The organism is Corallococcus sp. bb12-1 (genome assembly GCF_026626765.1).
Lineage (GTDB): Bacteria > Myxococcota > Myxococcia > Myxococcales > Myxococcaceae > Corallococcus > Corallococcus terminator.
In genome coordinates this window covers 37189-64042 of record NZ_JAPNJZ010000036.1, presented here as the reverse complement: position 1 = coordinate 64042, position 26854 = coordinate 37189, and the positions used below count along the sequence as shown (strand labels likewise).

1 protein-coding gene (cut by a window edge) is annotated in these 26854 nt (G+C 69.2%); it reads left to right on the top strand.

The genetic code is table 11. The features are described from left to right. Window positions 1-26854 carry the 3' portion of a non-ribosomal peptide synthase/polyketide synthase gene (locus OV208_RS40255; protein ID WP_267579289.1) on the top strand. 16760 nt of this gene lie to the left of the window's left edge, so 26854 of the gene's 43614 nt are visible here — the last part of the coding sequence; its start codon lies off the left edge, out of view; the stop codon is at window positions 26852-26854.

Genomic DNA, 26854 nt, shown 5'->3' with positions numbered 1-26854 from the left:
GCGGTACCTGGCGGACGGGAACCTGGAGTTCCTGGGCCGAGCGGACACGCAGGTGAAGCTGCGCGGCTTCCGGGTGGAGTTGGGCGAAATCGAATCGGTGCTGGGCAAGCACCCGGCGGTGCGCACGGCGGTGGTGCTGCTGCGAGAGGAGCCGCGACGCCTCATCGCGTACGTGGTGGCGCCGGAGGGCACGGACAGCGCGCAGCTGCGAGACTTCGTGAGGGAGCGGTTGCCGGAGTACATGGTACCGGCGGCCTTCGTGGTGCTGGAGGCGCTGCCGCTGACGCCGAATGGGAAGGTGGACCGCAAGGCGCTGCCGACGCCGGACGGGGCGCAGGAGACGGCGAGCTACGTGGCGCCGAGGACGCCGACGGAGGAGTTGCTGGCGCAGGTGTGGGCGCAGGTGCTGGGAGTGGGGAGGGTGGGGGCGGAGGACAACTTCTTCGATTTGGGCGGACACTCGCTCTTGGCGACGCAGGCGATGTCGCGGGTGCGAAGCGCCTTCGGGGTGGAGTTGCCGCTGCGTGCGCTCTTCGAGGCGTCCACCGTCTCCAAGCTCGCGCTGCGGATTGAGGCGGCGCAGCGGGCGGGGCAGGAAGCCGTGGTGCCGAAGCTCGTGGCGGTGGAGCGCACCGCGAGCGACTTGCCGCTGTCGTTCGCGCAGCAGCGCTTGTGGTTCCTGGACCAGCTCCAGCCGGGCAGTGCCTCCTACAACATGGCGTCCGCGGTGAAGCTGTCGGGGCGTCTGGATGTGGCGGCGCTGGAGCAAACGTTCGCGGAGCTGGTGCGTCGGCACGAGGCGCTGCGGACGACCTTCGAAACTCGGGAGAGCCAGCCAGTCCAGGTCATCGCTTCCAGCGTCGCGTCGGCCCTGGAAGTGATTTCGATGACAGGTGGGACGGCCGAGGAGCAGACGGCCGAAGTCAGCCGGTTCGCGAAAGAAGAGACGAGCCGTCCGTTCGACTTGAGCCGGGGTCCGCTCTTCCGCGCGAAGCTGGCGCGGCTGAGTGCCACCGAACACGTGCTGGTGCTGGTGATGCACCACATCGTGTCGGACGGCTGGTCAATGGACGTGCTGGTGCGCGAAGTGGCCGCGCTCTACAGCGCGTACGCCGAAGGCCGCTCCTCGCCGTTGCCGGAGCTGGAAGTGCAGTACGCGGACTACGCGGCGTGGCAGCGTGGCTGGTTGAAGGGCGCCGTGCTGGAAGGCCAGCTCTCCTGGTGGCGCCAGCAGTTGGAGGGCGCGCCGCACGCGCTGGAGCTGCCGACGGACCGGCCGCGTCCGGCGACGCAGAGCTTCCGGGGCGCGAGGGCCGCAATCCAGTGGCCGCGAGCGCTGGAGGAGGGCGTGGCGGCGCTGGCGCGCCAGGAGGGTGCGACGCCCTTCATGGTGCTGCTGACGGCGTGGCAGGTGCTGCTGGCGCGCTACAGCGGGCAGCAGGACATCAGCGTGGGGACGCCCATCGCGGGACGAAACCGGACGGAGCTGGAAGGGCTCATCGGCTTCTTCGTGAACACGCTGGTGCTGCGCACGAAGCTGGGTGAGGGCGCGAGCTTCCGGCAGGTGCTGCGCCAGGTGCGCGAGACGACGTTGGGTGCGTACGCGCACCAGGAAGTGCCGTTCGAGAAGCTGGTGGAGGAGCTGAAGCCGGAGCGTGACCTGAGCCGCACGCCGCTCTTCCAGGTGATGTTCACGATGCAGAACACGCCGGGCGGCTCGGGAGAAGCGCTGCCGGGTGGGCTGGTGCTGAGCGCCGTGGAGACAGAAGGCACCACGGCGAAGTTCGACCTGACGCTGGGAATGGCGGAGACGGGCCGAGGCCTCGCGGCGTCGCTTGAGTACAACACGGACCTCTACGACGCGGAGACAGCACAGCGGCTGTTGGGGCATCTCGGGACGTTGCTGGGCGCCATCACGAGGACTGCGGATGCGAGCGTCTGGGACCTGTCGCTGCTGGAGGCGCAGGAGCGCCAGCAGGTGCTGAAGCAGTTCGCGGGTCCGGTGGCTCCGGAGCGTGAGGCCGCGGAAACCCTCCATGGCCTCTTCGCGGCGCAAGCGGCGAAGACGCCGGCAGCAGTGGCGGTGGTGCACGAGGGTGCTGAGCTGACGTACGCGCAGGTGGAAGCGCGTGCGAACCAGTTGGCGCGTCACCTTCGGACGTTGGGAGTGGGAGAGGAGAGCCGGGTGGGCGTGTGCGTGGAGCGCACGGAAGCGATGGTGGTGGCACTGCTGGGGGTGCTGAAGGTGGGGGCGTCGTACGTGCCGCTGGACGCGACGTACCCGAAGGAGCGACTGGCCTACATGCTGGAGGGGACGGGCGCGCCAGTGGTGGTGACGCAGGCAGGCCTGGAGGACGTGCTGCCGGAGTACACGGGCCAGCGCGTGCGACTCGACACGGATGCCAAGGTGCTGGGCGGATACGTCGCCTCGCCCTTGAACGCGAGCAGCGTCCCCAGTCAGTTGGCGTACGTGCTGTACACGTCAGGAAGCACGGGCCGACCGAAGGGCGTGGCGGTGACGCACGCGAGCGCGGCGGCATTCCTGAAGTGGGCGATTGGGACGTTCAAAGCGGAGCAGTTGAAGGGAGTGCTTGCTGCGACGTCGCTGAACTTCGACTTGTCGGTGTTCGAAGTCTTCGCGCCGTTGGTGAGTGGCGGCACGGTGGTGGTGGCGCAGAACGCGCTGGCGCTGGCCTCGTTGAAGGAAGCGCACCGGGTGACGTTGCTGAACACGGTGCCGTCTGCGGTGGCGGAGCTGGTGAGAAGCGGAGGCATTCCGTCGTCGGTGGAGACGGTGAACCTCGCGGGCGAAGCACTGCCGAACCGACTGGTGCAGGCGCTGTACGCACTGCCGCAGGTGAAGGAAGTCAACAACCTCTACGGCCCGACGGAAGACACGACGTACTCGACGCACGCGCGAGTGGAGCGCGGAGCGAAGACGGAGCCAAGGATTGGACGGCCGCTGGAAGGCACGCAGGCGTACGTGCTGGACGCGAAGGGGCAGCCGGTACCCGTGGGAGTGCCGGGCGAGCTGTACCTGGGCGGAGAGGGCCTTGCGCGAGGCTACCTTGGGCAGCCCGGGCTGACGGCGGAACGCTTCGTGCCGGACGGATTCAGCGAGAAGGCAGGAGCGCGGCTGTACCGCACGGGCGACAAGGTGCGGTGGGGCCGAGACGGGACGCTGGAGTACCTGGGGCGAATGGACTTCCAGGTGAAGGTGCGAGGCTTCCGCATCGAGCTGGGAGAAGTGGAAGCAGCGCTGGGGGCGCAGCCTTCCATCCGCGACGTGGTGGTGGTGGTGCGTGAGGACGCGCCGGGAGACAAGCGGCTGGTGGCGTACGTGGTGCCTCAACCGAACCATCGCGTGGACGTGGCGACGCTGCGAAGTGAGCTGAAGGGGCGGTTGCCGGAGTACATGGTGCCGTCGGCCTTCGTGGTGCTGGAGGCGCTGCCGCTCAACGCGAACGGGAAGGTGGACCGCAAGGCCCTGCCGAAGCCGGAGGCCGGAGCGGAGCGCGCGCACGTCTACGTGGCGCCGCGCAGCCAGACGGAGCAGGTGCTCGCCTCGCTGTGGGAGGCGGTGCTGGGCGTGAAGCAGGTGGGAGTCCAGGACAGCTTCTTCGAACTGGGAGGCCACTCGCTGTTGGCGACGCAGGCGGTGTCGCGCATCCGCACGGCGTTCAACGTCGAGCTGCCGCTGCGAGCCCTCTTCGAGGCCCCCACGGTCGCGGAACTGGCCCTCAAGGTGGATGCAGCCCGGAGCGCGGGACTCGCCTTGGTTGCTCCCCGGTTGGAAGCCCTGCCGCGGACGGGACGGGAGCTGTTGTCCTTCGCGCAGCAACGCCTCTGGCTGCTGGATCAGCTCCAGCCGGGAGGCGCGTCGTACAACCTCCCGATGGCGGTGCGGATGAGTGGCACCGTGGACGTGGAGGCCCTGCGTCGCACCTTCGACGAACTCGTGCGCCGTCACGAAGCCCTGCGCACGTCGTTCCAGGTGCATGACGGTCAGCCCTTCCAGGTGGTCGCTCCGTTCCAGAAAGCGACCTGGAGCTTCACGGCCCTGGACAGCCTGCCGGAATCACAGCGCGAGGGGGCCCTCCGAAAGCAGGTGGGCGCGGAGGCCCTGCGTCCGTTCGACTTGAGCCAGGGCCCGCTCTTCCGCGCGACGCTGGTGCGGCTGAGTGCCACCGAACACGTGCTGGTGCTGGTGATGCACCACATCGTGTCCGACGGCTGGTCGATGGACGTGTTGGTGCGCGAAGTCTCGGCGCTCTACAGCGCCTACGCGGCGGGCCGCGTGTCACCGCTGCCGGATCTGGCAGTGCAGTACGCGGACTACGCGGCGTGGCAGCGTGGCTGGCTGAAGGGTGAGGTACTGGAGGCGCAACTCGGTTGGTGGCGTCAGCAGTTGGAAGGCGCCCCGCATGCGCTGGAGCTGCCAACGGATCGGTCGCGTCCGGCGGTGCAGCGCTTCCATGGCGCCAACGCGTCCCTGATGCTGCCGAAGGCGCTGAACGAAACGCTGAAGGCGCTGGCACGTCAGGAGGGCGCCACGTCCTTCATGGTGCTGCTGGCGGCATGGCAGGTGCTGCTTGCCCGGTACAGCGGACAGCAGGACATCAGCGTGGGAACGCCCATCGCGGGCCGCAACCGCACGGAGCTGGAAGGGCTCATCGGCTTCTTCGTGAACACGCTGGTGCTGCGCACGAAGCTGGGAGAGCGCGCGAGCTTTCGTCAGGTGCTGCGCCAGGTGCGCGAGGCGACGTTGGGCGCGTACGCGCACCAGGAGGTGCCGTTCGAGAAGCTGGTGGAAGAGCTGCGTCCCGAGCGTGACTTGAGCCGCACGCCGCTCTTCCAGGTGATGTTCACGATGCAGACGGTCTCGCCAAACACGGGAGAGGTGCGTCCGAACGAAGGGCTGGCGCTGCGGTCGCTGGAGACGGAAGGGGCGACGGCGAAGTTCGATCTGACGCTGGGGATGGTGGAGACGGAGCAGGGCCTCGCGGCGTCGCTCGAATACAACACAGACCTGTACGACGCGGAGACGGCGCAGCGACTGTTGGGTCACCTGGGCGTGCTGCTGGACGGCATCGCGAACGACACGGACGCGAGCGTCTGGGACCTGCCGTTGCTGGCAACCGAAGAGCGCCAGCAGGTGCTGAAGCACTTCGCGGGCGTATCGGCCCTTGATCGTGACGCCCCGGTGGGTGGTGCGCAGACGATTCATGGCCTCTTCGCTGCGCAAGTGGCGAAGACGCCGGGCGCGGTGGCGGTGGTGCACGCGGGAGCGGAGCTGACGTACGCGCAGGTGGAAGCGCGGGCGAACCAGTTGGCGCGTCACCTGAGGACGTTGGGAGTGGGGGAGGAGAGCCGGGTGGGCGTGTGCGTAGAGCGCACGGAAGCGATGGTGGTGGCGCTGCTGGGCGTGCTGAAGGCGGGAGCGTCGTACGTGCCGCTGGACGCGACGTACCCGAAGGAACGACTGGCCTACATGCTGGAGGGAACGGGCGCGCCAGTGGTGGTGACGCAGGCAGGCCTGGAGGACGTGCTGCCGGAGTACACGGGCCAGCGCGTGAGGTTGGACACGGACGCGCCGGTGCTGAACGGCTACCCGGTGGAGAGCCTGGGCAACGCGGGAGCGGCTGGGCAGTTGGCGTACGTGCTGTACACGTCAGGAAGCACGGGCCGACCGAAGGGCGTGGCGGTGACGCACGCGAGCGCGGTGGCGTTCCTGAAGTGGGCGACGGGGACGTTCAATGCGGAGCAGTTGAAGGGAGTGCTGGCGGCGACGTCGCTGAACTTCGACTTGTCGGTGTTCGAAGTCTTCGCGCCGTTGGTGAGTGGCGGGACGGTGGTGGTGGCACAGAACGCGCTGGCGCTGGCGGGGCTGAAGGAAGCCGGACGGGTGACGCTGCTGAACACGGTGCCGTCTGCGGTGGCGGAGCTGGTGAGAAGCGGAGGCATTCCGTCGTCGGTGGAGACGGTGAACCTCGCGGGCGAAGCACTGCCGAACCGACTGGTGCAGGCGCTGTACGCACTGCCGCAGGTGAAGGAAGTCAACAACCTCTACGGCCCGACGGAAGACACGACGTACTCGACGCACGCGCGAGTGGAGCGCGGAGCGAAGACGGAGCCAAGGATTGGACGGCCGCTGGAAGGCACGCAGGCGTACGTGCTGGACGCGAAGGGGCAGCCGGTACCCGTGGGAGTGCCGGGCGAGCTGTACCTGGGCGGAGAGGGCCTTGCGCGAGGCTACCTTGGGCAGCCCGGGCTGACGGCGGAACGCTTCGTGCCGGACGGATTCAGCGAGAAGGCAGGAGCGCGGCTGTACCGCACGGGCGACAAGGTGCGGTGGGGCCGGGACGGGACGCTGGAGTACCTGGGACGAATGGACTTCCAGGTGAAGGTGCGAGGCTTCCGCATCGAGCTGGGAGAAGTGGAAGCAGCGCTGGGAGCGCAGCCTTCCATCCGCGACGTGGTGGTGGTGGTGCGTGAGGACGCGCCGGGAGACAAGCGGCTGGTGGCGTACGTGGTGCCTCAACCGAACCATCGCGTGGACGTGGCGACGCTGCGAAGTGAGCTGAAGGGGCGGTTGCCGGAGTACATGGTGCCGTCGGCCTTCGTGGTGCTGGAAGCGCTGCCGCTCAACGCGAACGGGAAGGTGGACCGCAAGGCCCTGCCGAAGCCGGAGGCCGGAGCGGAGCGCACGCACGTCTACGTGGCGCCGCGCAGCCAGACGGAGCAGGTGCTCGCCTCGCTGTGGGAAGCGGTGCTGGGCGTGAAGCAGGTGGGCATCCAGGACAGCTTCTTCGAACTGGGAGGCCACTCACTGCTGGCGACGCAGGCGGTGTCGCGCATCCGCACGGCGTTCAACGTCGAGCTGCCGCTGCGAGCCCTCTTCGAAGCCCCCACGGTCGCGGAGCTGGCCCTCAAGGTCGAGGCGGCACGGAGCACGGGACAGGCGTTGACGGTGCCGAAGCTGGAAGCCGTGGCGCGGACGGGGCGCGAGCCGTTGTCCTTCGCGCAGCAGCGCCTCTGGCTGCTGGATCAGCTCCAGCCCGGGAGCGCGTCGTACAACCTCCCGATGGCGGTGCGGATGAGTGGCACCGTGGACGTGGAGGCCCTGCGTCGCACCTTCGACGAACTGGTGCGGCGCCACGAGTCCCTGCGCACGTCGTTCCAGGTGCACGACGGCCAGCCCTTCCAGGTGATTGCTTCGTCCCAGGCAGTGGCCTGGAGCTTCACGGCGCTGGACGGCCTGCCGGAAGGCCAGCGCGAGAAGGAACTCCGGAGTCGGGTGAGCGCGGAAGCCCTGCATCCGTTCGACTTGAGCCAGGGCCCGCTCTTCCGCGCGAAGCTGCTGCGGCTGACGGAAACGGAGCACGTGCTGGTGCTGGTGATGCACCACATCGTGTCCGACGGCTGGTCGATGGACGTGCTGGTGCGCGAAGTGGGCGCGCTCTACAGCGCGTACGCTGAAGGCCGCTCTTCGCCGCTGCCGGAGCTGGCGGTGCAGTACGCGGACTACGCGGCGTGGCAGCGTGGGTGGCTGAAGGGCGACGTGCTGGAGGCGCAGCTCTTCTGGTGGCGTCAGCAGTTGGCGGGCGCCCCGCATGCGCTGGAGCTGCCGACGGATCGGCCGCGTCCGGCGGTGCAGCGCTTCCATGGCGCCAACGCGTCCCTGCTGCTGCCGAAGGCGCTGAACGAAACGCTGAAGGCGCTGGCACGTCAGGAGGGCGCCACGTCCTTCATGGTGCTGCTGGCGGCGTGGCAGGTGCTGCTGGCCCGTTACAGCGGTCAGCAGGACATCAGCGTGGGAACGCCCATCGCGGGCCGCAACCGCACGGAGCTGGAAGGGCTCATCGGCTTCTTCGTGAACACGCTGGTGCTGCGCACGAAGCTGGGTGAGGGCGCGAGCTTCCGTCAGGTGCTGCGTCAGGTGCGCGAGACGACGCTGGGTGCGTACGCGCACCAGGAAGTGCCGTTCGAGAAGCTGGTGGAAGAGCTGCGTCCCGAGCGCGACCTGAGCCGCACGCCGCTCTTCCAGGTGATGTTCACGATGCAGACGGTCTCGCCGAACACGGGAGAGGTGCGTCCGAACGAAGGGCTGGCGCTGCGATCGCTGGAGACGGAAGGGTCGACGGCCAAGTTCGATCTGACGCTGGGGATGGCGGAGACGGAGCAGGGTCTCGCGGCGTCGCTCGAATACAACACGGACCTGTACGACGCGGAGACGGCGCAGCGACTGCTGGGGCACTTCGGGACGTTGCTGGATGGGCTCACGCAGGACGCGGAGGCGAGCATCTGGGACCTGTCGCTGCTGGAGGCCCAGGAGCGGCAGCAGGTGCTGAAGCAGTTCGCGGGTCCGGTGGCTCCAGAGCGTGAGGCCGCGGAAACGATCCACGGCCTCTTCGCGTCGCAAGCGGCGAAGACGCCGGGCGCGGTGGCGGTGGTGCACGCGGGAGCGGAGCTGACGTACGCGCAGGTGGAAGCGCGAGCGAACCAGCTGGCGCGTCACCTGAGGACGTTGGGGGTGGGGGAGGAGAGCCGGGTAGGCGTGTGCGTGGAGCGCACGGAAGCGATGGTGGTGGCGCTGCTGGGCGTGCTGAAGGCGGGGGCGTCGTACGTGCCGCTGGACGCGACGTACCCGAAGGAACGACTGGCCTACATGCTGGAGGGGACAGGCGCGCCAGTGGTGGTGACGCAGGCGGGCCTGGAGGACGTGCTGCCGGAGTACGCGGGCCAGCGCGTGCGGCTCGACACGGATGCGGGCCTGCTGGCCACGTACTCGGAAGCGGGCCTGGGCAACGCGAGCAGCGTCCCCAGCCAGTTGGCGTACGTGCTGTACACGTCAGGAAGCACGGGCCGACCGAAGGGCGTGGCGGTGACGCACGCGAGCACGGTGGCGTTCCTGAAGTGGGCGACGGGGACATTCAAGGCGGAGCAGTTGAAGGGAGTGCTGGCGGCGACGTCGCTGAACTTCGACTTGTCGGTGTTCGAAGTCTTCGCGCCGTTGGTGAGCGGCGGCACGGTGGTGGTGGCGCAGAACGCGCTGGCGCTGGCGGGGCTGAAGGAAGCGCACCGGGTGACGCTGCTGAACACGGTGCCGTCTGCGGTGGCGGAGCTGGTGAGAAGCGGAGGCATTCCGTCGACGGTTGCGACGGTGAACCTGGCCGGAGAGGCGCTGCCGAACCGGCTGGTGCAGGCGCTGTACGCGCTGCCGCAGGTGAAGGAGGTCAACAACCTCTACGGCCCGACGGAAGACACGACGTACTCGACGCACGCGCGGGTGGAGCGCGGAGCGAAGACAGAGCCGAGGATTGGCCGGCCGCTGGAAGGCACGCAGGCGTACGTGCTGGACGGGAAGGGGCAGCCGGTGCCGGTGGGAGTGCCGGGCGAGCTGTACCTGGGCGGAGAGGGCCTTGCGCGCGGCTACCTGGGGCAGCCGGGGTTGACGGCGGAGCGCTTCGTACCGGACGGCTTCAGCGAGAAGGCGGGAGCGAGGCTGTACCGCACGGGCGACAAGGTGCGGTGGGGCCTGAATGGCAGCCTTGAGTACCTGGGACGAATGGACTTCCAGGTGAAGGTGCGAGGCTTCCGCATCGAGCTGGGAGAAGTGGAAGCAGCGCTGGGAGCGCAGCCGCAAGTGCGCGACGTGGTGGTGGTGGCGCGAGAGGATGCACCGGGAGACAAGCGGCTGGTGGCGTACGTGGTGGCGCAGTCGGGCCACACGGCGGACGCGGCGAGTCTGCGAAGCGCCCTGAAGGGCCGGCTGCCGGAGTACATGGTGCCGTCGGCCTTCGTGGTGCTGGAGGCACTGCCGCTCAACGCGAACGGGAAGGTGGACCGCAAGGCCCTGCCGAAGCCGGAGGCCGGAGCGGAGCGCGCGCACGTCTACGTGGCGCCGCGCAGCCAGACGGAGCAGGTGCTCGCCTCGCTGTGGGAAGCGGTGCTGGGCGTGAAGCAGGTGGGCATCCAGGACAGCTTCTTCGAACTGGGAGGCCACTCACTGCTGGCGACGCAGGCGGTGTCGCGCATCCGCACGGCGTTCAACGTCGAGCTGCCGCTGCGAGCCCTCTTCGAAGCCCCCACCATCGCGGAACTGGCCCTCAAGGTCGAAGCGGTGCTGGCCACGAACACTGGCCTGACCGCCCCGAAGCTGGTGGCCTCCGTCCGCACGGGCTCGGAGCCGTTGTCCTTCGCGCAGCAGCGCCTCTGGCTGCTGGATCAGCTCCAGCCTGGGAGCGCGTCGTACAACCTGCCCGCGACGGTGCGGCTGACGGGCGCGCTGGACATCGGCGCCTTGCAGCGCACGTTCCAGGAGCTGGTGCGTCGGCATGAAGCCCTGCGCACGACATTCCAGGTGCGAGACGGACAGCCCGTCCAGCACATCGACTCCACGCGCGACCTGCCGTGGGAAGTCGTGGCGCTCGACGCGGTGGACGCCACGCAGCGCGAAGCCGACATGCGGCGTCGTGTCGAACTGGAAGCGCGGCGGCCGTTCGACCTGGGGCGGGACTCCCTGCTCCGCGTCACGTTGTTGCGCCTGTCCGAACAGGACCACGTGCTGGTGCTGGTGATGCACCACATCGTGTCGGACGGCTGGTCCACGGGCGTCCTCGTGCGTGAGGTGCAGGCGCTCTACACGGCCTTCTCGCAGGGCCGTCCATCTCCCTTGCCGGAGCTGGCGGTGCAGTACGCGGACTACGCGGCCTGGCAGCGCGGGTGGCTCAAGGGCGACGTCCTGGAGTCGCAGCTGTCCTGGTGGCGGGCGCAGCTCGCGGGCGCCCCTCATGCGTTGGAGCTGCCCACGGACCGGCCGAGGGCCGGAGTGCAGACGTTCCGGGGTGCCCATCGCTCGGCGCAATGGCCCAAGGAGCTTGGAGCGCAGCTCAAGTCCCTGGCACGCCAGGAGGGCGCGACGCCCTTCATGGTGCTGCTGGCGGCATGGCAGGTGCTGCTGGCGCGCTACAGCGGACAGCAGGACATCAGCGTGGGGACGCCCATCGCGGGCCGCAACCGCACGGAGCTGGAAGGACTCATCGGCTTCTTCGTGAACACGCTGGTGATCCGCGCGCGTCTGGAAGGCAGCCCGTCGTTCCGGCAGGTGCTTCGTCAGGTGAAGGAGACGACGCTGGGGGCGTACGCGCACCAGGAGGTGCCGTTCGAGAAGCTGGTGGAGGAGCTGAAGCCGGAGCGCGACCTGAGCCGTACGCCGCTGTTCCAGGTGATGTTCACGCTCCAGAACGCGGAGGCGGGAACATCGGAGGCCCCGGCTTCCGAAGGCGGCCTGTCGCTGCGCTCGCTCGAAACGCCTGGGGACACGGCGAAGTTCGACCTGACGCTTTCCATGATGGATGAGCCTTCAGGCCTCTTCGCGTCGCTCGAATTCAACACGGACCTCTTCGACCCGACGACGGCGGAGCGGATGTTGAAGCACCTGGGGCTCTTGCTGGACGGCCTCGCGAAGGACGCGGATGCGGACGTCTGGGACGTGCCGCTGCTGGATGCGGCCGAGCGCGAGCAGGTCCTGCTGCGCTGGAACGACACCCACGTCGCGTTTCCCGCGGACGGTGCCGTGCACGAGCGTGTCGCGGCCCAGGCCGCGCGGGCGCCCGGGGCGTTGGCGGTCGAGTCGGCCACGGGCGTGAAGCTGACGTACGGGGAGCTGGAGGCGCGGTCGAACCGGCTCGCCCGGCACCTGCGTGCCTTGGGCGTGGGCGCGGAGGTCCGCGTGGGCCTGTGCGTGGAGCGCTCGCCCGAGATGGTCGTGGGCATGTTGGCCGTGCTCAAGGCGGGTGGTGCCTACGTCCCGTTGGATCCGGCCCATCCCCGCGAGCGACTCGCGTACCTGCTTGAAGACGCTCGGATGCCGGTGGTGCTCTCGCAGCGTTCCCTGCGGGACGCGTTGCCGGAAGGCCCGGCGCACGTGCTGTGCCTGGACTCGGACTGGGAGACCCTCGTGGCCCCGGAGGCCGGGGCGCTGGCCCCGGCGGTGGGAGGACAGCTCGCGTACGTCATCTACACCTCGGGAAGCACGGGCCGGCCGAAGGGCGTGGAGGTGGAACACGCGAGCCTGGGCAACCTGGTGACGTGGCATCAGCGCGCCTACGGTGTGACGGAGGCGGACCGCACGACGCAGCTCGCGGGCCTGGCCTTCGACGCGTCCGTCTGGGAGATCTGGCCCACGCTCGCCGCGGGCGCGAGCCTGCACCTGCCGCCGGAAGAGGTGCGCACCGCGCCCTCCGAGCTGGTGCACTGGCTGACCGAACGGCGCATCACCGTCGCGTTCCTGCCCACGGTGCTCGCGGAGGCGGTGGTCGCCCGCGAGTGGCCCGGCACCACCGCGCTCCGGACGCTGCTGACGGGCGGAGACCGGCTGCACCGCGTGGACGTTGAAGGCCTGCCGTTCCAGGTCGTCAATCACTACGGCCCCACGGAAGGCACGGTGGTCTCCACCTCGGCCGTGGTGCGTGCGTCGACGCAGGCGCCGCCCATTGGTCAGCCCATCACCAACATGCGGGCCTACGTGCTGGATGCCCGTTTGCGACCGGTTCCCATCGGAGTCGGGGGCGAGCTGTACGTCGCGGGCGCGGGCGTCTCGCGCGGATACCTGCGCCGGCCCGCGTTGACGGCGGAGCGCTTCATCCCGGATCCGTTCACCTCCGAGCCTGGAGCCCGGCTGTACCGGACCGGCGACCGGGTGCGCTGGCTGGCTGAAGGGACGTTGGAGTTCCTGGGTCGCGCGGATGATCAGCTCAAGGTCCGTGGCTTCCGCATCGAGCCCGGAGAGATCGAACAGGCGCTCGCCCTGCACCCCACGGTGCGCGAGTGCGTGGTGGTCGTGCGCGACGAAGCCCGGGGTGGCAAGCGGCTGGTGGCGTACGTCGTCAGCGAAGGCGCCACGGCGACGGAGCCGTCCGTGCTCCACGCCTTCCTGCGCGAACAGTTGCCGGAGTACATGGTGCCGTCGGCGTTCGTGGTGCTGGAGGCCCTGCCGCTCAACACCAGCGGCAAGGTGGACCGGCGCGCGTTGCCGGCACCCGAGGCGTCCGTGTCCCGGACGGGCCAACACGTGGCCCCGAGCACCCCGACGGAGGTGTTGCTCGCGAGCCTCTGGGCCCAGGTCCTGGGCGTGCCCCAGGTGGGGGCGGAGGACAGCTTCTTCGAGCTGGGTGGGCACTCGTTGCTGGCCACCCAGGCGATGTCGCGCCTGCGTTCTGCGTTCGGTGTGGAGCTGCCCCTGCGTGCGCTCTTCGAGGCACCCACGGTGTCCCGCCTCGCGCGGAAGGTGGATGAAGCGGTACGCGCGGCCGACGACACCACGGGGTCCCGTGTTCCGGCCCTGGTGCCCGTGGCGAGGACGGGAGCAGAGCCGCTCTCCTTCGCTCAGCAGCGCCTGTGGTTCCTGAATCAGCTCCAGCCGGGCAGCGCCCAATACAACCTGCCTACCGCCCTCCGGCTGTCGGGCCGGCTGGACGTGCCGGCGCTGGAGCGTACCTTCGAAGAGTTGGTGCGTCGGCATGAGGCCCTGCGGACCACGTTCCAGGTCCGCGAAGGCGAACCGGTCCAGGTCATCACGTCGATGGCCACGGGGACGCTGCGTCTCGTCAATGCACGGCAGGCCGAAGTGCGGCGCTTCGTGGAGAAGGAAGCCGCGCGTCCCTTCGATTTGAGCCAGGGCCCGCTCTTCCGCGCGACCCTGCTCACGGTGTCGGAAGAGGAGCACGTGCTGGTGCTCGTCATGCACCACGCGGTCTCCGACGGTTGGTCGATGCGGGTGCTCGTGCGTGAGGTGGTCGCGCTCTACAGCGCGTATGCCGAAGGCCGAGCGTCACCGCTGCCCGAACTGCCGGTGCAGTACGCGGACTACGCGGCTTGGCAGCGGGGATGGCTGCGAGATGATGCGCTGGATGCGCAGCTCCACTGGTGGCGGCAGCAGTTGTCGGGGGCTCCGAGGAACCTCGAACTGCCGACGGACCGGCCAAGGCCCGCGATCCAGTCGGTGCGGGGGGCGCTTGCTTCGGTGGTGTTGCCGAAGTCGCTGGAAGATGCGGTGTCGGTCCTGGCGCGCGAGGAAGGAGCGACGTCCTTCATGGTGCTGCTGGCGGCATGGCAGGTGCTGCTGGCGCGCTACAGCGGTCAGCAGGACATCAGCGTGGGAACGCCCATCGCGGGCCGTAACCGCACGGAGCTGGAAGGACTCATCGGCTTCTTCGTGAACACGCTGGTGATCCGCGCGCGTCTGGAAGGCAGCCCTTCGTTCCGTCAGGTGCTTCGTCAGGTGAAGGAGACGACGCTGGGTGCGTATGCGCACCAGGAGGTGCCGTTCGAGAAGCTGGTGGAAGAGCTGAAGCCGGAACGCGACCTGAGCCGCTCGCCGCTGTTCCAGATGATGTTCACGCTCCAGAACAGCGCCAGGGGTTCAGAGGAAGCCCTGCCCTCAGGCGCCGGCCTGTCGGTGCGCCCCGAGGAGACGGACGGTGCGACGGCGAAGTTCGACCTGACCCTGGCGATGTCGGAGACGGGCCAGGGGTTCGCGGCGTCGCTCGAATACAACACGGACCTGTACGACGCGGAGACGGCGCAGCGACTGCTGGGGCACTTCGGGACGTTGCTGGTTGGGCTCACGCAGGACGCGGAGACGAGCATCTGGGACCTGCCGCTGCTGGCAGCCGAAGAGCGTCAGCAGGTGCTGAAGCGCTTCGTGGGCACGGTGGCCCCTGAAGTGTCCGGGGGCACGGAGACGATTCACGGACGCTTCGCGGAGCAGGTGAAGCGGACGCCGGACGCGGTGGCGGTGGAGCACGAAGGGACGCGGCTGACGTACGCGCAGGTGGAGGCGCGTGCGAACCAACTGGCGCGTCACCTGAGGACGCTGGGGGTGGGTGAGGAGAGCCGGGTGGGCGTGTGCGTGGAGCGCTCGGTGGAGTTGGTGGTGGCGGTGCTGGGCGTGCTGAAGGCCGGGGCGGCATACGTGCCGATGGATGGGATGTACCCGAAGGAACGACTGGCCTACATGCTGGAGGCCACGGGCGCGCGGGTGGTGGTGACACAGGCGGGCCTGGAAGACGTGCTGCCGGAAGTCAGCGGCCAGCGCGTGCGGCTGGACACGGACGCGAGCCTGTTGGCCACGTATCCGGAAGAGGGCTTGGGCAACACGAGCGGGGCGGAGCAACTGGCGTACGTGCTGTACACGTCAGGAAGCACGGGCCAGCCGAAGGGCGTGATGGTGCGCCACGGCTCGGTGCTCAACCTGCAGGAAGGACTGAAGCGGACGGTGTACCAGGGGCTGCCCGCGGGCTCGCGGGTGAGCCTCAACGCGCCGTTGGTATTCGACGCGTCGGTGCAGCAGTGGGTGCAACTGCTGGACGGCCACCGCCTGTGCATCGTGCCGGAAGCGACGCGCAAGGACGCGCAAGCGCTGGTGGCGTGGCAGCGGAGCAACGCCGTGGTGGCGCTGGACTGCACGCCGTCGCTGCTGAAGCTGCTGCTGGTGGAGGGCCTGCTGGAAGGAGAGGGCGCGCCTGCGCTGGTGGTTTCGGGCGGTGAGGCCATCGACGCGGCGATGTGGGAGGTGCTGGGGTCCGCGAAGGGAACGCGCACCTTCAACGTGTACGGCCCGACGGAGTGCACGGTGGACGCGACGGCGTTCGCGGTGGAGCGAGGCACGCAGCCGACGGTGGGTGTGCCGCTGCACAACGTGAGGACGTACGTGCTGGACGGGAAGGGGCAGCCGGTGCCGGTGGGAGTGCCGGGCGAGCTGTACCTGGGAGGCGAGGGCCTTGCGCGAGGCTACCTGGGCCAGCCCGGGCTGACGGCGGAACGCTTCGTGCCGGACGGATTCAGCGAGGAGGCAGGAGCGAGGCTGTACCGCACGGGCGACAAGGTGCGGTGGGGCCGAGACGGGACGCTGGAGTACCTGGGACGAATGGACTTCCAGGTGAAGGTGCGAGGCTTCCGCATCGAGCTGGGAGAAGTGGAAGCAGCGCTGGGAGCGCAGCCCGCCATCCGCGACGTGGTGGTGGTGGTGCGTGAGGACGCGCCGGGAGACAAGCGGCTGGTGGCGTACGTGGTGGCGCAGTCGGGCCACACGGCGGACGCGGCGAGTCTGCGAAGCGCGCTGAAGGGCCGATTGCCGGAGTACATGGTGCCGTCGGCGTTCGTGGTGCTGGAGGCGCTGCCGCTCAACGCGAGCGGGAAGGTGGACCGCAAGGCGCTGCCGAAGCCGGAGGCCGGCGCGGAACGCAGCCATGAGTACGTGGCGCCGCGCACGGAGACCGAGGAAGTGCTCACGCTCCTGTGGGCGCGATTGCTCGGCGTGAAGCAGGTGGGCATCCAGGACAGCTTCTTCGAACTGGGTGGGCACTCCCTGCTGGCGACGCAGGCGATGTCACGCATCCGCACGGCGTTCAACGTCGAGCTGCCGCTGCGAGCCCTCTTCGAGGCTCCGACAGTGGCCGGGCTGGCCCTCAAGGTCGAAGCGGCCCGGAACGCGGGACAGGCGTTGACGGCGCCGACGTTGGAAGCCGTGGCGCGGACGGGGCGGGAGCCGTTGTCCTTCGCCCAGCAGCGCCTCTGGTTGCTGGATCAGCTCCAGCCTGGGGGGACCTCCTACAACCTCCCCATGGTGGTGCGTCTTTCCGGCGCACTGGATGTGGGGGCACTCCATCGCACGTTCAATGAACTCGTGCGGCGTCACGAGTCCCTGCGCACGACGTTCCGGGTGCATGACGGCCAGCCCTTCCAGGAGATCGCTCCAGACCCGGCAGTGGCCTGGAACCTCACGGTGCTGGACGGCGTACCGGAAGCCCTGCGTGAGACGGAACTCCGCAAGCAGGTGAGCACCGAGGTTCTTCGTCCGTTCGACCTGAGCCAGGGCCCGCTCTTCCGAGTGACGCTGGTGCGGTTGGCGGCGTCGGAGCACGTGCTGGTGCTGGCGATGCACCACATCGTGTCGGACGGCTGGTCGATGGACGTGCTGGTGCGCGAAGTGGCCGCGCTCTACAGCGCGTACGCGGAGGGCCGCGCGTCACCGCTGCCGGAGCTGGAAGTGCAGTACGCGGACTACGCGGCGTGGCAGCGTGGGTGGCTGAAGGGCGAGGTGCTGGAGGCGCAGCTCGGCTGGTGGCGTCAGCAACTGGAAGGCGCGCCGCACGCGCTGGAGTTGCCGACGGACCGGACGAGGCCCGCGGTCCAGACCTTCCACGGCGCCAATGCGTCCCATGTGCTCCCGAAGGCGCTGGAGGAGGCCGTCAAGTCCCTGGCACGCCAGGAGGGCGCGACGCCCTTCATGGTGCTGCTGGCGGCATGGCAGGTGCTGCTGGCGCGCTACAGCGGGCAGCAGGACATCAGCGTGGGAACGCCCATCGCGGGCCGCAACCGGACGGAGCTGGAAGGCCTCATCGGCTTCTTCGTGAACACGCTGGTGCTGCGCACGAAGCTGGAGGAGGGCGCGAGCTTCCGTCAGGTGCTGCGCCAGGTGCGAGAGACGACGCTGGGCGCGTACGCGCACCAGGAGGTGCCGTTCGAAAAGCTGGTGGAGGAGCTGAAGCCGGAGCGCGACCTGAGCCGCACGCCGCTCTTCCAGGTGATGTTCACCTTGCAGAACGTGTCGACCCGAGCGGGCGAGACGCTTCCGTCCGGGCTCGAGTTGCGTCCCGTGGATACGGAAGGAACCACGGCGAAGTTCGACCTGACGCTGGGGATGACGGAAACGGGCCGAGGCCTGTCGGCATCGCTCGAGTACAACACCGACCTGTACGACGCGGAGACCGCACAGCGGTTGCTCGGGCACCTGGGCGTACTGCTGGAAGGCATCGCGAAGGACGCGGATGCCAGCATCTGGGACCTGCCGCTGCTGGAGGCGCAGGAGCGTCAGCAGGTGCTGAAGCAGTTCGCGGGCCCGGTGGCTCCGGAGCGAGAGGCCGCGGAAACCCTCCACGGTCTCTTCGCGGCGCAGGCAGAGAAGACGCCGGGCGCGGTGGCGGTGGTGCACGAGGGAACGCACCTGACATACGCGCAGGTGGAAGCGCGAGCGAACCAGTTGGCGCGTCACCTGCGGACGTTGGGAGTGGGCGAGGAGAGCCGGGTGGGCGTGTGCGTGGAGCGCACGGAAGCGATGGTGGTGGCGCTGCTGGGCGTGCTGAAGGCGGGGGCGTCGTACGTGCCGCTGGACGCGACGTACCCGAAGGAGCGACTGGCCTACATGCTGGAGGGGACAGGCGCGCCAGTGGTGGTGACGCAGGCGGGCCTGGAGGACGTGCTACCGGAGTACACGGGCCAGCGCGTGAGGTTGGACACGGACGCACCGGTGCTGAACGGCTACCCGGTGGAGAGCCTGGGCAACACGGGAGCGGCGCAGCAGCTGGCGTACGTGCTGTACACGTCAGGAAGCACGGGCCGTCCGAAGGGCGTGGCGGTGACGCACGCGAGCGCGGTGGCGTTCCTGAAGTGGGCGACGGGGACGTTCAATGCGGAGCAGTTGAAGGGAGTGCTGGCGGCGACGTCGCTGAACTTCGACTTGTCGGTGTTCGAAGTCTTCGCGCCGTTGGTGAGTGGCGGGACGGTGGTGGTGGCGCAGAACGCGCTGGCGCTGGCGGGGTTGAAGGAAGCGCACCGGGTGACGTTGCTGAACACGGTGCCGTCGGCGGTGGCGGAGCTGGTGAGAAGCGGAGGAATCCCGTCGACGGTTGCGACGGTGAACCTGGCCGGAGAGGCGCTGCCGAACCGGCTGGTGCAGGCGCTGTACGCGCTGCCGCAGGTGAAGGAAGTCAACAACCTCTACGGCCCGACGGAAGACACGACGTACTCGACGCACGCGCGAGTGGAGCGCGGAGCGAAGACGGAGCCGAGGATTGGACGCCCGCTGGAAGGCACGCAGGCGTACGTGCTGGACGCGAAGGGGCAGCCGGTGCCGGTGGGAGTGCCGGGCGAGCTGTACCTGGGCGGAGAGGGCCTTGCGCGAGGCTACCTGGGGCAGCCTGGGTTGACGGCGGAGCGCTTCGTACCGGACGGCTTCAGCGAGAAGGCAGGAGCGAGGCTGTACCGCACGGGAGACAAGGTGCGGTGGGGCCGGGACGGCAGCCTTGAGTACCTGGGACGAATGGACTTCCAGGTGAAGGTGCGAGGCTTCCGCATCGAGCTGGGAGAAGTGGAAGCAGCGCTGGGAGCGCAGCCGCAAGTGCGCGACGTGGTGGTGGTGGTGCGAGAGGATGCACCGGGAGACAAGCGGCTGGTGGCGTACGTGGTGGCGCAGTCGGGCCACACGGCGGACGCGGCGAGTCTGCGAAGCGCCCTGAAGGGCCGGTTGCCGGAGTACATGGTGCCGTCGGCGTTCGTGGTGCTGGAGGCCCTGCCGCTCAACGCGAACGGGAAGGTGGACCGCAAGGCCCTGCCGAAGCCGGAGGCCGGAGCGGAGCGCGCGCACGTCTACGTGGCGCCGCGCAGCCAGACGGAGCAGGTGCTCGCCTCGCTGTGGGAAGCGGTGCTGGGCGTGAAGCAGGTGGGCATCCAGGACAGCTTCTTCGAACTGGGTGGGCACTCGCTGCTGGCGACGCAGGCGGTGTCGCGCATCCGCACGGCGTTCAACGTCGAGCTGCCGCTGCGAGCCCTCTTCGAAGCCCCCACCGTCGCGGAGCTGGCCCAGAAGGTGGAGTCGGCTCAGCAGTCGGGTCGTCGCGCGACGATGCCCGCGCTCGTGAAGCAGGAGCGCACGGGAGAGGAGCCGCTGTCCTTCGCGCAGCAGCGCCTGTGGTTCCTGGATCAGCTCCAGCCGGGCAGTGCCTTCTACAACTTGCCCGCGGCCGTCCGGCTGTCGGGGCCGTTGGATGTGGAGGCCCTGCGTCGCACCTTCGATGAACTGGTGCGGCGTCACGAATCCCTGCGCACGACCTTCCAGGTGCGTGACGGTCAGCCCGCGCAGGTGGTCGCGCCGTCGTCGAAGTCGGTGCTGGAGTCGGTGGACCTCGAAACGCTGCCCGCCACCGAGCGCGAAGCCGAAGCCCAGCGTCGGGCGCAGTGGGAGTCCCAGCGTCCGTTCGACCTGAGCCAGAGCCCGCTCTTCCGAGCGAAGCTGCTGCGACTGAGCGCCACCGAGCACGTCCTGGTGCTGGTGATGCACCATGTAGTGTCGGATGGCTGGTCGATGGGCGTGTTGGTGAAGGAAGTGGGCGCTCTCTACGGCGCCTTCACGCAAGGCCACGTGTCTCCGCTGCCGGAGCTGCCGGTGCAGTACGCGGACTACTCGACGTGGCAGCGGGGATGGCTGAAGGGCGAGGTGCTGGAGGCGCAGCTCGGCTGGTGGCGTCAGCAACTGGAAGGCGCGCCGCCCGCGTTGGAGCTGCCGACGGACAAGCCGCGTCCGGCGGTGCAGCGCTTCCGGGGCGCGAACCACTCGGTGGCCCTGCCGCGCTCGCTGGAGGAGCAGGTGAAGGCGCTGGCACAGCGGGAGGGCGTCACGTCCTTCATGCTCCTGCTGGCGGCCTGGCAGGTGGTACTGGCGCGCTACAGCGGGCAGCAGGACATCAGCGTGGGAACGCCCATCGCGGGTCGCAACCAGACGGAGCTGGAGGGCCTCATCGGCTTCTTCGTCAATACGCTGGTCCTGCGCACGAAGGTGCAGGGGCAGCAGTCCTTCCGGCAGGTGCTGGCCCAGGTGCGTGAGATGACGCTGGGCGCGTACGCGCACCAGGAGGTGCCGTTCGAAAAGCTGGTGGAGGAGCTGAAGCCGGAGCGCGACCTGAGCCGTACGCCGCTGTTCCAGGTGTCCTTCACGCTGAACACCGCGCCGGTGGGCGAAGGCCAGTCCCTGCCGGGCGGGCTGACCCTGCGCGCGGTGGAGACGGAAGGATCGACGGCGAAGTTCGACCTGACGCTGTCCATGTCGGAGACGGGCCAGGGACTCGCGGCGACGCTGACGTACAACACGGACCTCTTCGAGGAAGGGACCGCGAAGCGGTTGCTCAAGCACCTGGGCGCCCTCCTGGAAGAAGTGACGGTCCGTCCCGACACCCGCATCGAGGAGGGGGTCCTGCTGCGAGGCGCCGAGGCGCAGCGGGTGCTGATGGAGTGGAACCAGACGCAGGCGCTCTTCCCACGGGAGGCGACGCTGCACGGCCTCTTCGAAGCGCAGGCGCGGAAGACGCCAGGGGCAGTGGCGCTCGTCAGCGAAGAAGGGACGCTCAGCTACCGGCAATTGGACGAAGCCGCTGAAACACTGGCGGCGAAGCTGCGCGCCTGGGGCGTGGGCCCGGAGGTGAAGGTGGGCCTGGCGCTGGAGCGTTCCGCGGCGCTGGTGGTGGCGCAGGTGGCCACGCTGAAGGCGGGAGGCGCCTGGGTGCCGCTGGACGTGGAGTATCCGGCGGAGCGGCTGGGCTTCATGCTGGAGGACAGCGGCGCGACGTTGGTGCTGGCGCACGCGGCGCGGGCGCATGAGCTGCCCGCGACGTCCGCGCGCGTGGTCCACGTGGAGGAAGCGCTCTCCTCCGTGGCCTCCGTGCAGGGCCTCGCCCGCGACGAAGCCCGGGATGCCGAAGCCCTGGCGTACGTCATCTACACGTCGGGCAGCACCGGCAAGCCGAAGGGCGTGGGCGTGGGACACCGCGCCGTCGTCAACCACCTGCACTGGCGGCAGGAGCGCTTCCCGATGGCGGGAGGCGACGCGTTCCTGGCGAAGGCCTCCAGCAGCTTCGACATCTCGGTGTGGGAGGTCTGGGCCCCGCTGGTGAGTGGAGCGCGGCTGGTGCTCGCGAAGCCGGGAGGCCAGCGCGACACGGAGTACCTGGTGAAGACGGTGGCGGAGCACGGCGTGACGCACGTGCACTTCGGGCCGGCGCCCCTGGGTGCCTTCCTGGACACGGCGGGCGTGGAGGGTTGCGCGGGCCTGCGGTACGTCTTCTGCGGCGGTGAAGCGTTGGGAGCGGGGCTGCACCGGCGCTTCATGAAGAAGCTGGGCGCGACGCTGGTGCACCAGTACGGCCCGACGGAAGCGTGCATCGACTGCGTGGCGTGGGAGACGCCGCGCGAGGCGGTGGAGGTGGTGCCGCTCGGTCGGCCCATCGCGAACACGGACGTGTACGTGGTGGACGAAGCCGGCCGCGCGGTCCCGGTGGGCGTGGCGGGCGAACTGCTGGTGGGCGGAGAGGGCCTGGCGCGGGGATACCTGGGCCGCGCGGACCTGACGGCGGAGCGCTTCATCCCGGACGGGCTGAGCGGCCGTGCGGGGGCGAGGCTGTACCGCACGGGCGACAAGGCCCGCTGGCGGGAGGACGGAACGCTGGAGTACCTGGGCCGGTTGGACTTCCAGGTGAAGGTGCGGGGCTACCGCATCGAACTGGGCGAAGTGGAAGCGGCGCTGGTGGCGCAGGCCGGAGTCCGCGAGGCCGTGGCGGTGGTGCGGGAAGACGCCGCGACGGGCAAGCGGCTGGTGGCGTACGTGGTGGCGAAGCCGGGCGAAGCGGTGGAGTCGCAGGCGCTGCGCGCGGCGCTGAAGCAGCGGTTGCCGGAGTACCTGGTGCCGTCGGCGCTGGTGGTGCTGGAAGCGCTGCCGCTCAACGTCAACGGCAAGGTGGACCGCAAGGCCCTCCCGGCCCCGGAGGTGGGTCTGTCGCAGGCAGGCCGGTACGAGGCGCCGAGCACGGCGACGGAGGAAGTGCTGGCGGCCCTCTGGGCGCAGGTCCTGGGCGTGCGACAGGTGGGCGCTCGGGACGACTTCTTCGAGTTGGGTGGACACTCGTTGCTGGCGACGCAGGTGGTGTCACGTCTCCGCACGGCCTTCGGGGTGGAGGTGCCGCTGAGGGCCCTCTTCGAAGCGCCCGTGTTGCATGCGTTGGCGGAGCGGATCGACTCGGAGGTGGCGGGAGGAAAGGGCACGAAGCAGCCCCCGCTGGTTGCCCGTCCGCGCACGGGCCGCGAACCGTTGTCCTTCGCGCAGCAGCGCCTGTGGTTCCTGGATCAACTGCAGCCGGGCAGCGCGCTCTACAACCTGCCGTCGGCGGTCCGGCTGACGGGGCGGCTGGACGTGTCGGCACTGGAGCGCACGTTCACGGAGTTGGTGCGTCGGCACGAAGCCCTGCGGACCACGTTCCAGGGGATCGAAGGCGAACCGATCCAGGTCATCACGCCACGGGCGACGGAGACGCTGAAGCGCATCCCGCTCTCCGCGCAAGGGGCCGAGGAGCGAAGGGCGGAGGCACGTCGCTTCGCGGAAGCCGAAGCCGCGCGTCCCTTCGACTTGAGCCAGGGCCCGCTCTTCCGCGCGGCGCTGCTCTCCGTGTCGGAGGAGGAGCACGTGGTTGTGCTGGTGATGCACCACATCGTGTCGGACGGCTGGTCGATGCGGGTGCTGGTGCGCGAAGTGGCCGCGCTCTACGCCGCGTACGCGGAGGGCCGTCCCTCGCCGTTGCCGGAGCTGGAGGTGCAGTACGCGGACTACGCGTCCTGGCAGCGCGGATGGCTGCAGGGCGACGTGCTGGAGACGCAGCTCTCCTGGTGGCGTCAGCAACTGGAAGGCGCACCACGGGCCATCGAGCTGCCGACGGATCATCCGAGGCCTGCCGTGCAGACCTTCGTGGGCGCGAACGCGGCGGTGATGTTGCCGAGGTCGCTGGAGGAGGCCGTGTCGACGCTGGCCCGTCAGGAAGGAGCGACGTCCTTCATGGTGTTGCTGGCGGCATGGCAGGTGGTGCTGGCGCGCTACAGCGGTCAGCAGGACATCAGCGTGGGAACGCCCATCGCGGGTCGTAACCGCACGGAGCTGGAAGGGCTCATCGGCTTCTTCGTGAACACGCTGGTGCTGCGCACGAAGCTGGAGGAGGGCGCGAGCTTCCGGCAGGTGCTGCGTCAGGTGAAGGAGACGACGCTGGGCGCGTACGCGCACCAGGAGGTGCCGTTCGAGAAGCTGGTGGAGGAGTTGAATCCGGAGCGCGACCTGAGCCGCTCACCGCTGTTCCAGGTGATGTTCACGCTCCAGAACAACGCGAACGGGCAGGAGGGAGGCTCGTCCGGTAACGAATCGCTGGCCTTGCGCGAAGTCGATACCGGGAGCGGAGCCGCGAAGTTCGAGTTGTCGCTGGCCATGGCGGAGACAGGCCGCGGCCTCGCGACGTCGCTCGAATACAACACCGGCCTGTACGACGCGGAGACGGCCCAACGGATGCTGGGGCACCTGACGGTGCTGCTGGAAGGCATCGCGAAGGACGCGGATGCGAGCATCTGGGACGTACCGCTGCTGGAGGCGCAGGAGCGGCAGCAGGTGCTGAAGCAGTTCGCGGGTCCGGTGGCTCCGGAGCGTGAGGAAGCGGAAACGATCCACAGCCTCTTCGCGGCGCAAGTGGCGAAGACGCCGGGCGCGGTGGCGGTGGTGCACGCGGGAGCGGAGCTGACGTACGCGCAGGTGGAAGCGCGAGCGAACCAGTTGGCGCGTCACCTGCGGACGTTGGGAGTGGGCGAGGAGAGCCGGGTGGGCGTGTGCGTGGAGCGCACGGAAGCGATGGTGGTGGCGCTGCTGGGGGTGCTGAAGGCGGGAGCGTCGTACGTGCCGCTGGACGCGACGTACCCGAAGGAGCGACTGGCCTACATGCTGGAGGGGACAGGCGCGCCAGTGGTGGTGACGCAGGCGGGCCTGGAGGACGTGCTACCGGAGTACACGGGCCAGCGCGTGAGGTTGGACACGGACGCACCGGTGCTGAACGGCTACCCGGTGGAGAGCCTGGGCAACACGGGAGCGGCGCAGCAGCTGGCGTACGTGCTGTACACGTCAGGAAGCACGGGCCGTCCGAAGGGCGTGGCGGTGACGCACGCGAGCGCGGTGGCGTTCCTGAAGTGGGCGACGGGGACGTTCAATGCGGAGCAGTTGAAGGGAGTGCTGGCGGCGACGTCGCTGAACTTCGACTTGTCGGTGTTCGAAGTCTTCGCGCCGTTGGTGAGTGGCGGGACGGTGGTGGTGGCGCAGAACGCGCTGGCGCTGGCGGGGTTGAAGGAAGCGCACCGGGTGACGTTGCTGAACACGGTGCCGTCGGCGGTGGCGGAGCTGGTGAGAAGCGGAGGCATCCCGTCGACGGTTGCGACGGTGAACCTGGCGGGTGAAGCGCTGCCGAACCGACTGGTGCAGGCGCTGTACGCGCTGCCGCAGGTGAAGGAAGTCAACAACCTCTACGGCCCGACGGAAGACACGACGTACTCGACGCACGCGCGAGTGGAGCGCGGGGCGAAGACGGAGCCGAGGATTGGCCGGCCGCTGGAAGGCACGCAGGCGTACGTGCTGGACGGGAAGGGGCGGCCGGTGCCGGTGGGAGTGCCGGGCGAGCTGTACCTGGGAGGCGAGGGCCTTGCGCGAGGCTACCTGGGCCAGCCGGGGTTGACGGCGGAGCGCTTCGTGCCGGACGGCTTCAGCGAGAAGGCAGGAGCGAGGCTGTACCGCACGGGAGACAAGGTGCGGTGGGGCCGAGACGGGACGCTGGAGTACCTGGGACGAATGGACTTCCAGGTGAAGGTGCGAGGCTTCCGCATCGAGCTGGGAGAAGTGGAAGCAGCGCTGGGAGCGCAGCCTTCCATCCGCGACGTGGTGGTGGTGGTGCGTGAGGATGCACCGGGAGACAAGCGGCTGGTGGCGTACGTGGTGCCTCAACCGAACCATCGCGTGGACGTGGCGACGCTGCGAAGCGAGCTGAAGGGGCGGTTGCCGGAGTACATGGTGCCGTCGGCGTTCGTGGTGCTGGAGGCGCTGCCGCTCAACGCGAACGGGAAGGTGGACCGCAAGGCCCTGCCGATGCCCGCGGTGGGAACGAGCGTCACAGGCAAGGTCATCGCGCCCCGTGACACGACGGAGTTGCAGTTGGTGTCGATCTGGGAGGACCTGCTGGGGATGCAGCCGATCAGCGTCGATGCGGACTTCTTCGAACTGGGAGGCCACTCACTCCTGGCGGTCCGGTTGATGACGGCGATCCGCAAGCGTCTGGGCAAGGGCCTGCCGCTGGCGGCGCTCTTCCTGAGTCCGACGGTGGAGCGACTGGCGGCACTCCTGCGTCACGACGCTGCTCCGTCGCTGTCGCCGCTGGTGCCCATCCAGCCGGAAGGCAGCCGTCCTCCGTTGTTCTGCGTCCACCCGGCCGGCGGCAACGTCCTCGGCTACGTGGAGCTGTCGCGGCAACTGGGACGGGATCAGCCGTTCTACGGCCTGCGCTCCCTCGGCGTCGAAGGAGAGCAGGAGCCGCTGAAAACCATCGAGGCGATGGCGACCACCTACGTCGAAGCCGTGCGCACGCAGCAGCCCGAAGGGCCCTACCTGCTCGCGGGTTGGTCCATGGGTGGAGCCGTCGCGTACGAGATGGCCCGCCAACTGCGAGCGGCGGGACAGACCGTGGCGCTGCTGGCGCTGCTGGATCCGGGCTCCGTGAGCCAGACCGGCGGCACGGGCACGGAAGGCGAGCAGATCAACCAGGAGCTGGCGGCGCTCTTCGAGGAGGCCCCTGGGGCCGGCGACCCGCCTTCGAACGACGCGCTCCTGGCGCGACTGCTGGACGAGGCGAAGAAGGCCGGAGCGGTGACGCCGGACGTGGAGCTGAAGGACTTCCGCCTCCTGATGCGCGTCTTCGAGCTCAACCGCAAGGCGACCCTTCAGTACACCCCCACTCCGCACGAGGGCCGCATCACCGTGTTCCGCGCCAGCCGGAGCGTGGATGCCGCGCCGCTCGGCCGGGATCGCGGATGGGCCGCCCTGGGCCTGGGGGGCGTGACGCTGCTCGAACTGGAGGGCGACCACTACTCGATCCTCCGGGCCCCCCAGGTCACGCTCCTGGCGGAGGAGCTCCGCAAGCGCATCGCGGAGGCCCTGGAAGAAGCCGCGCCGAAGTAG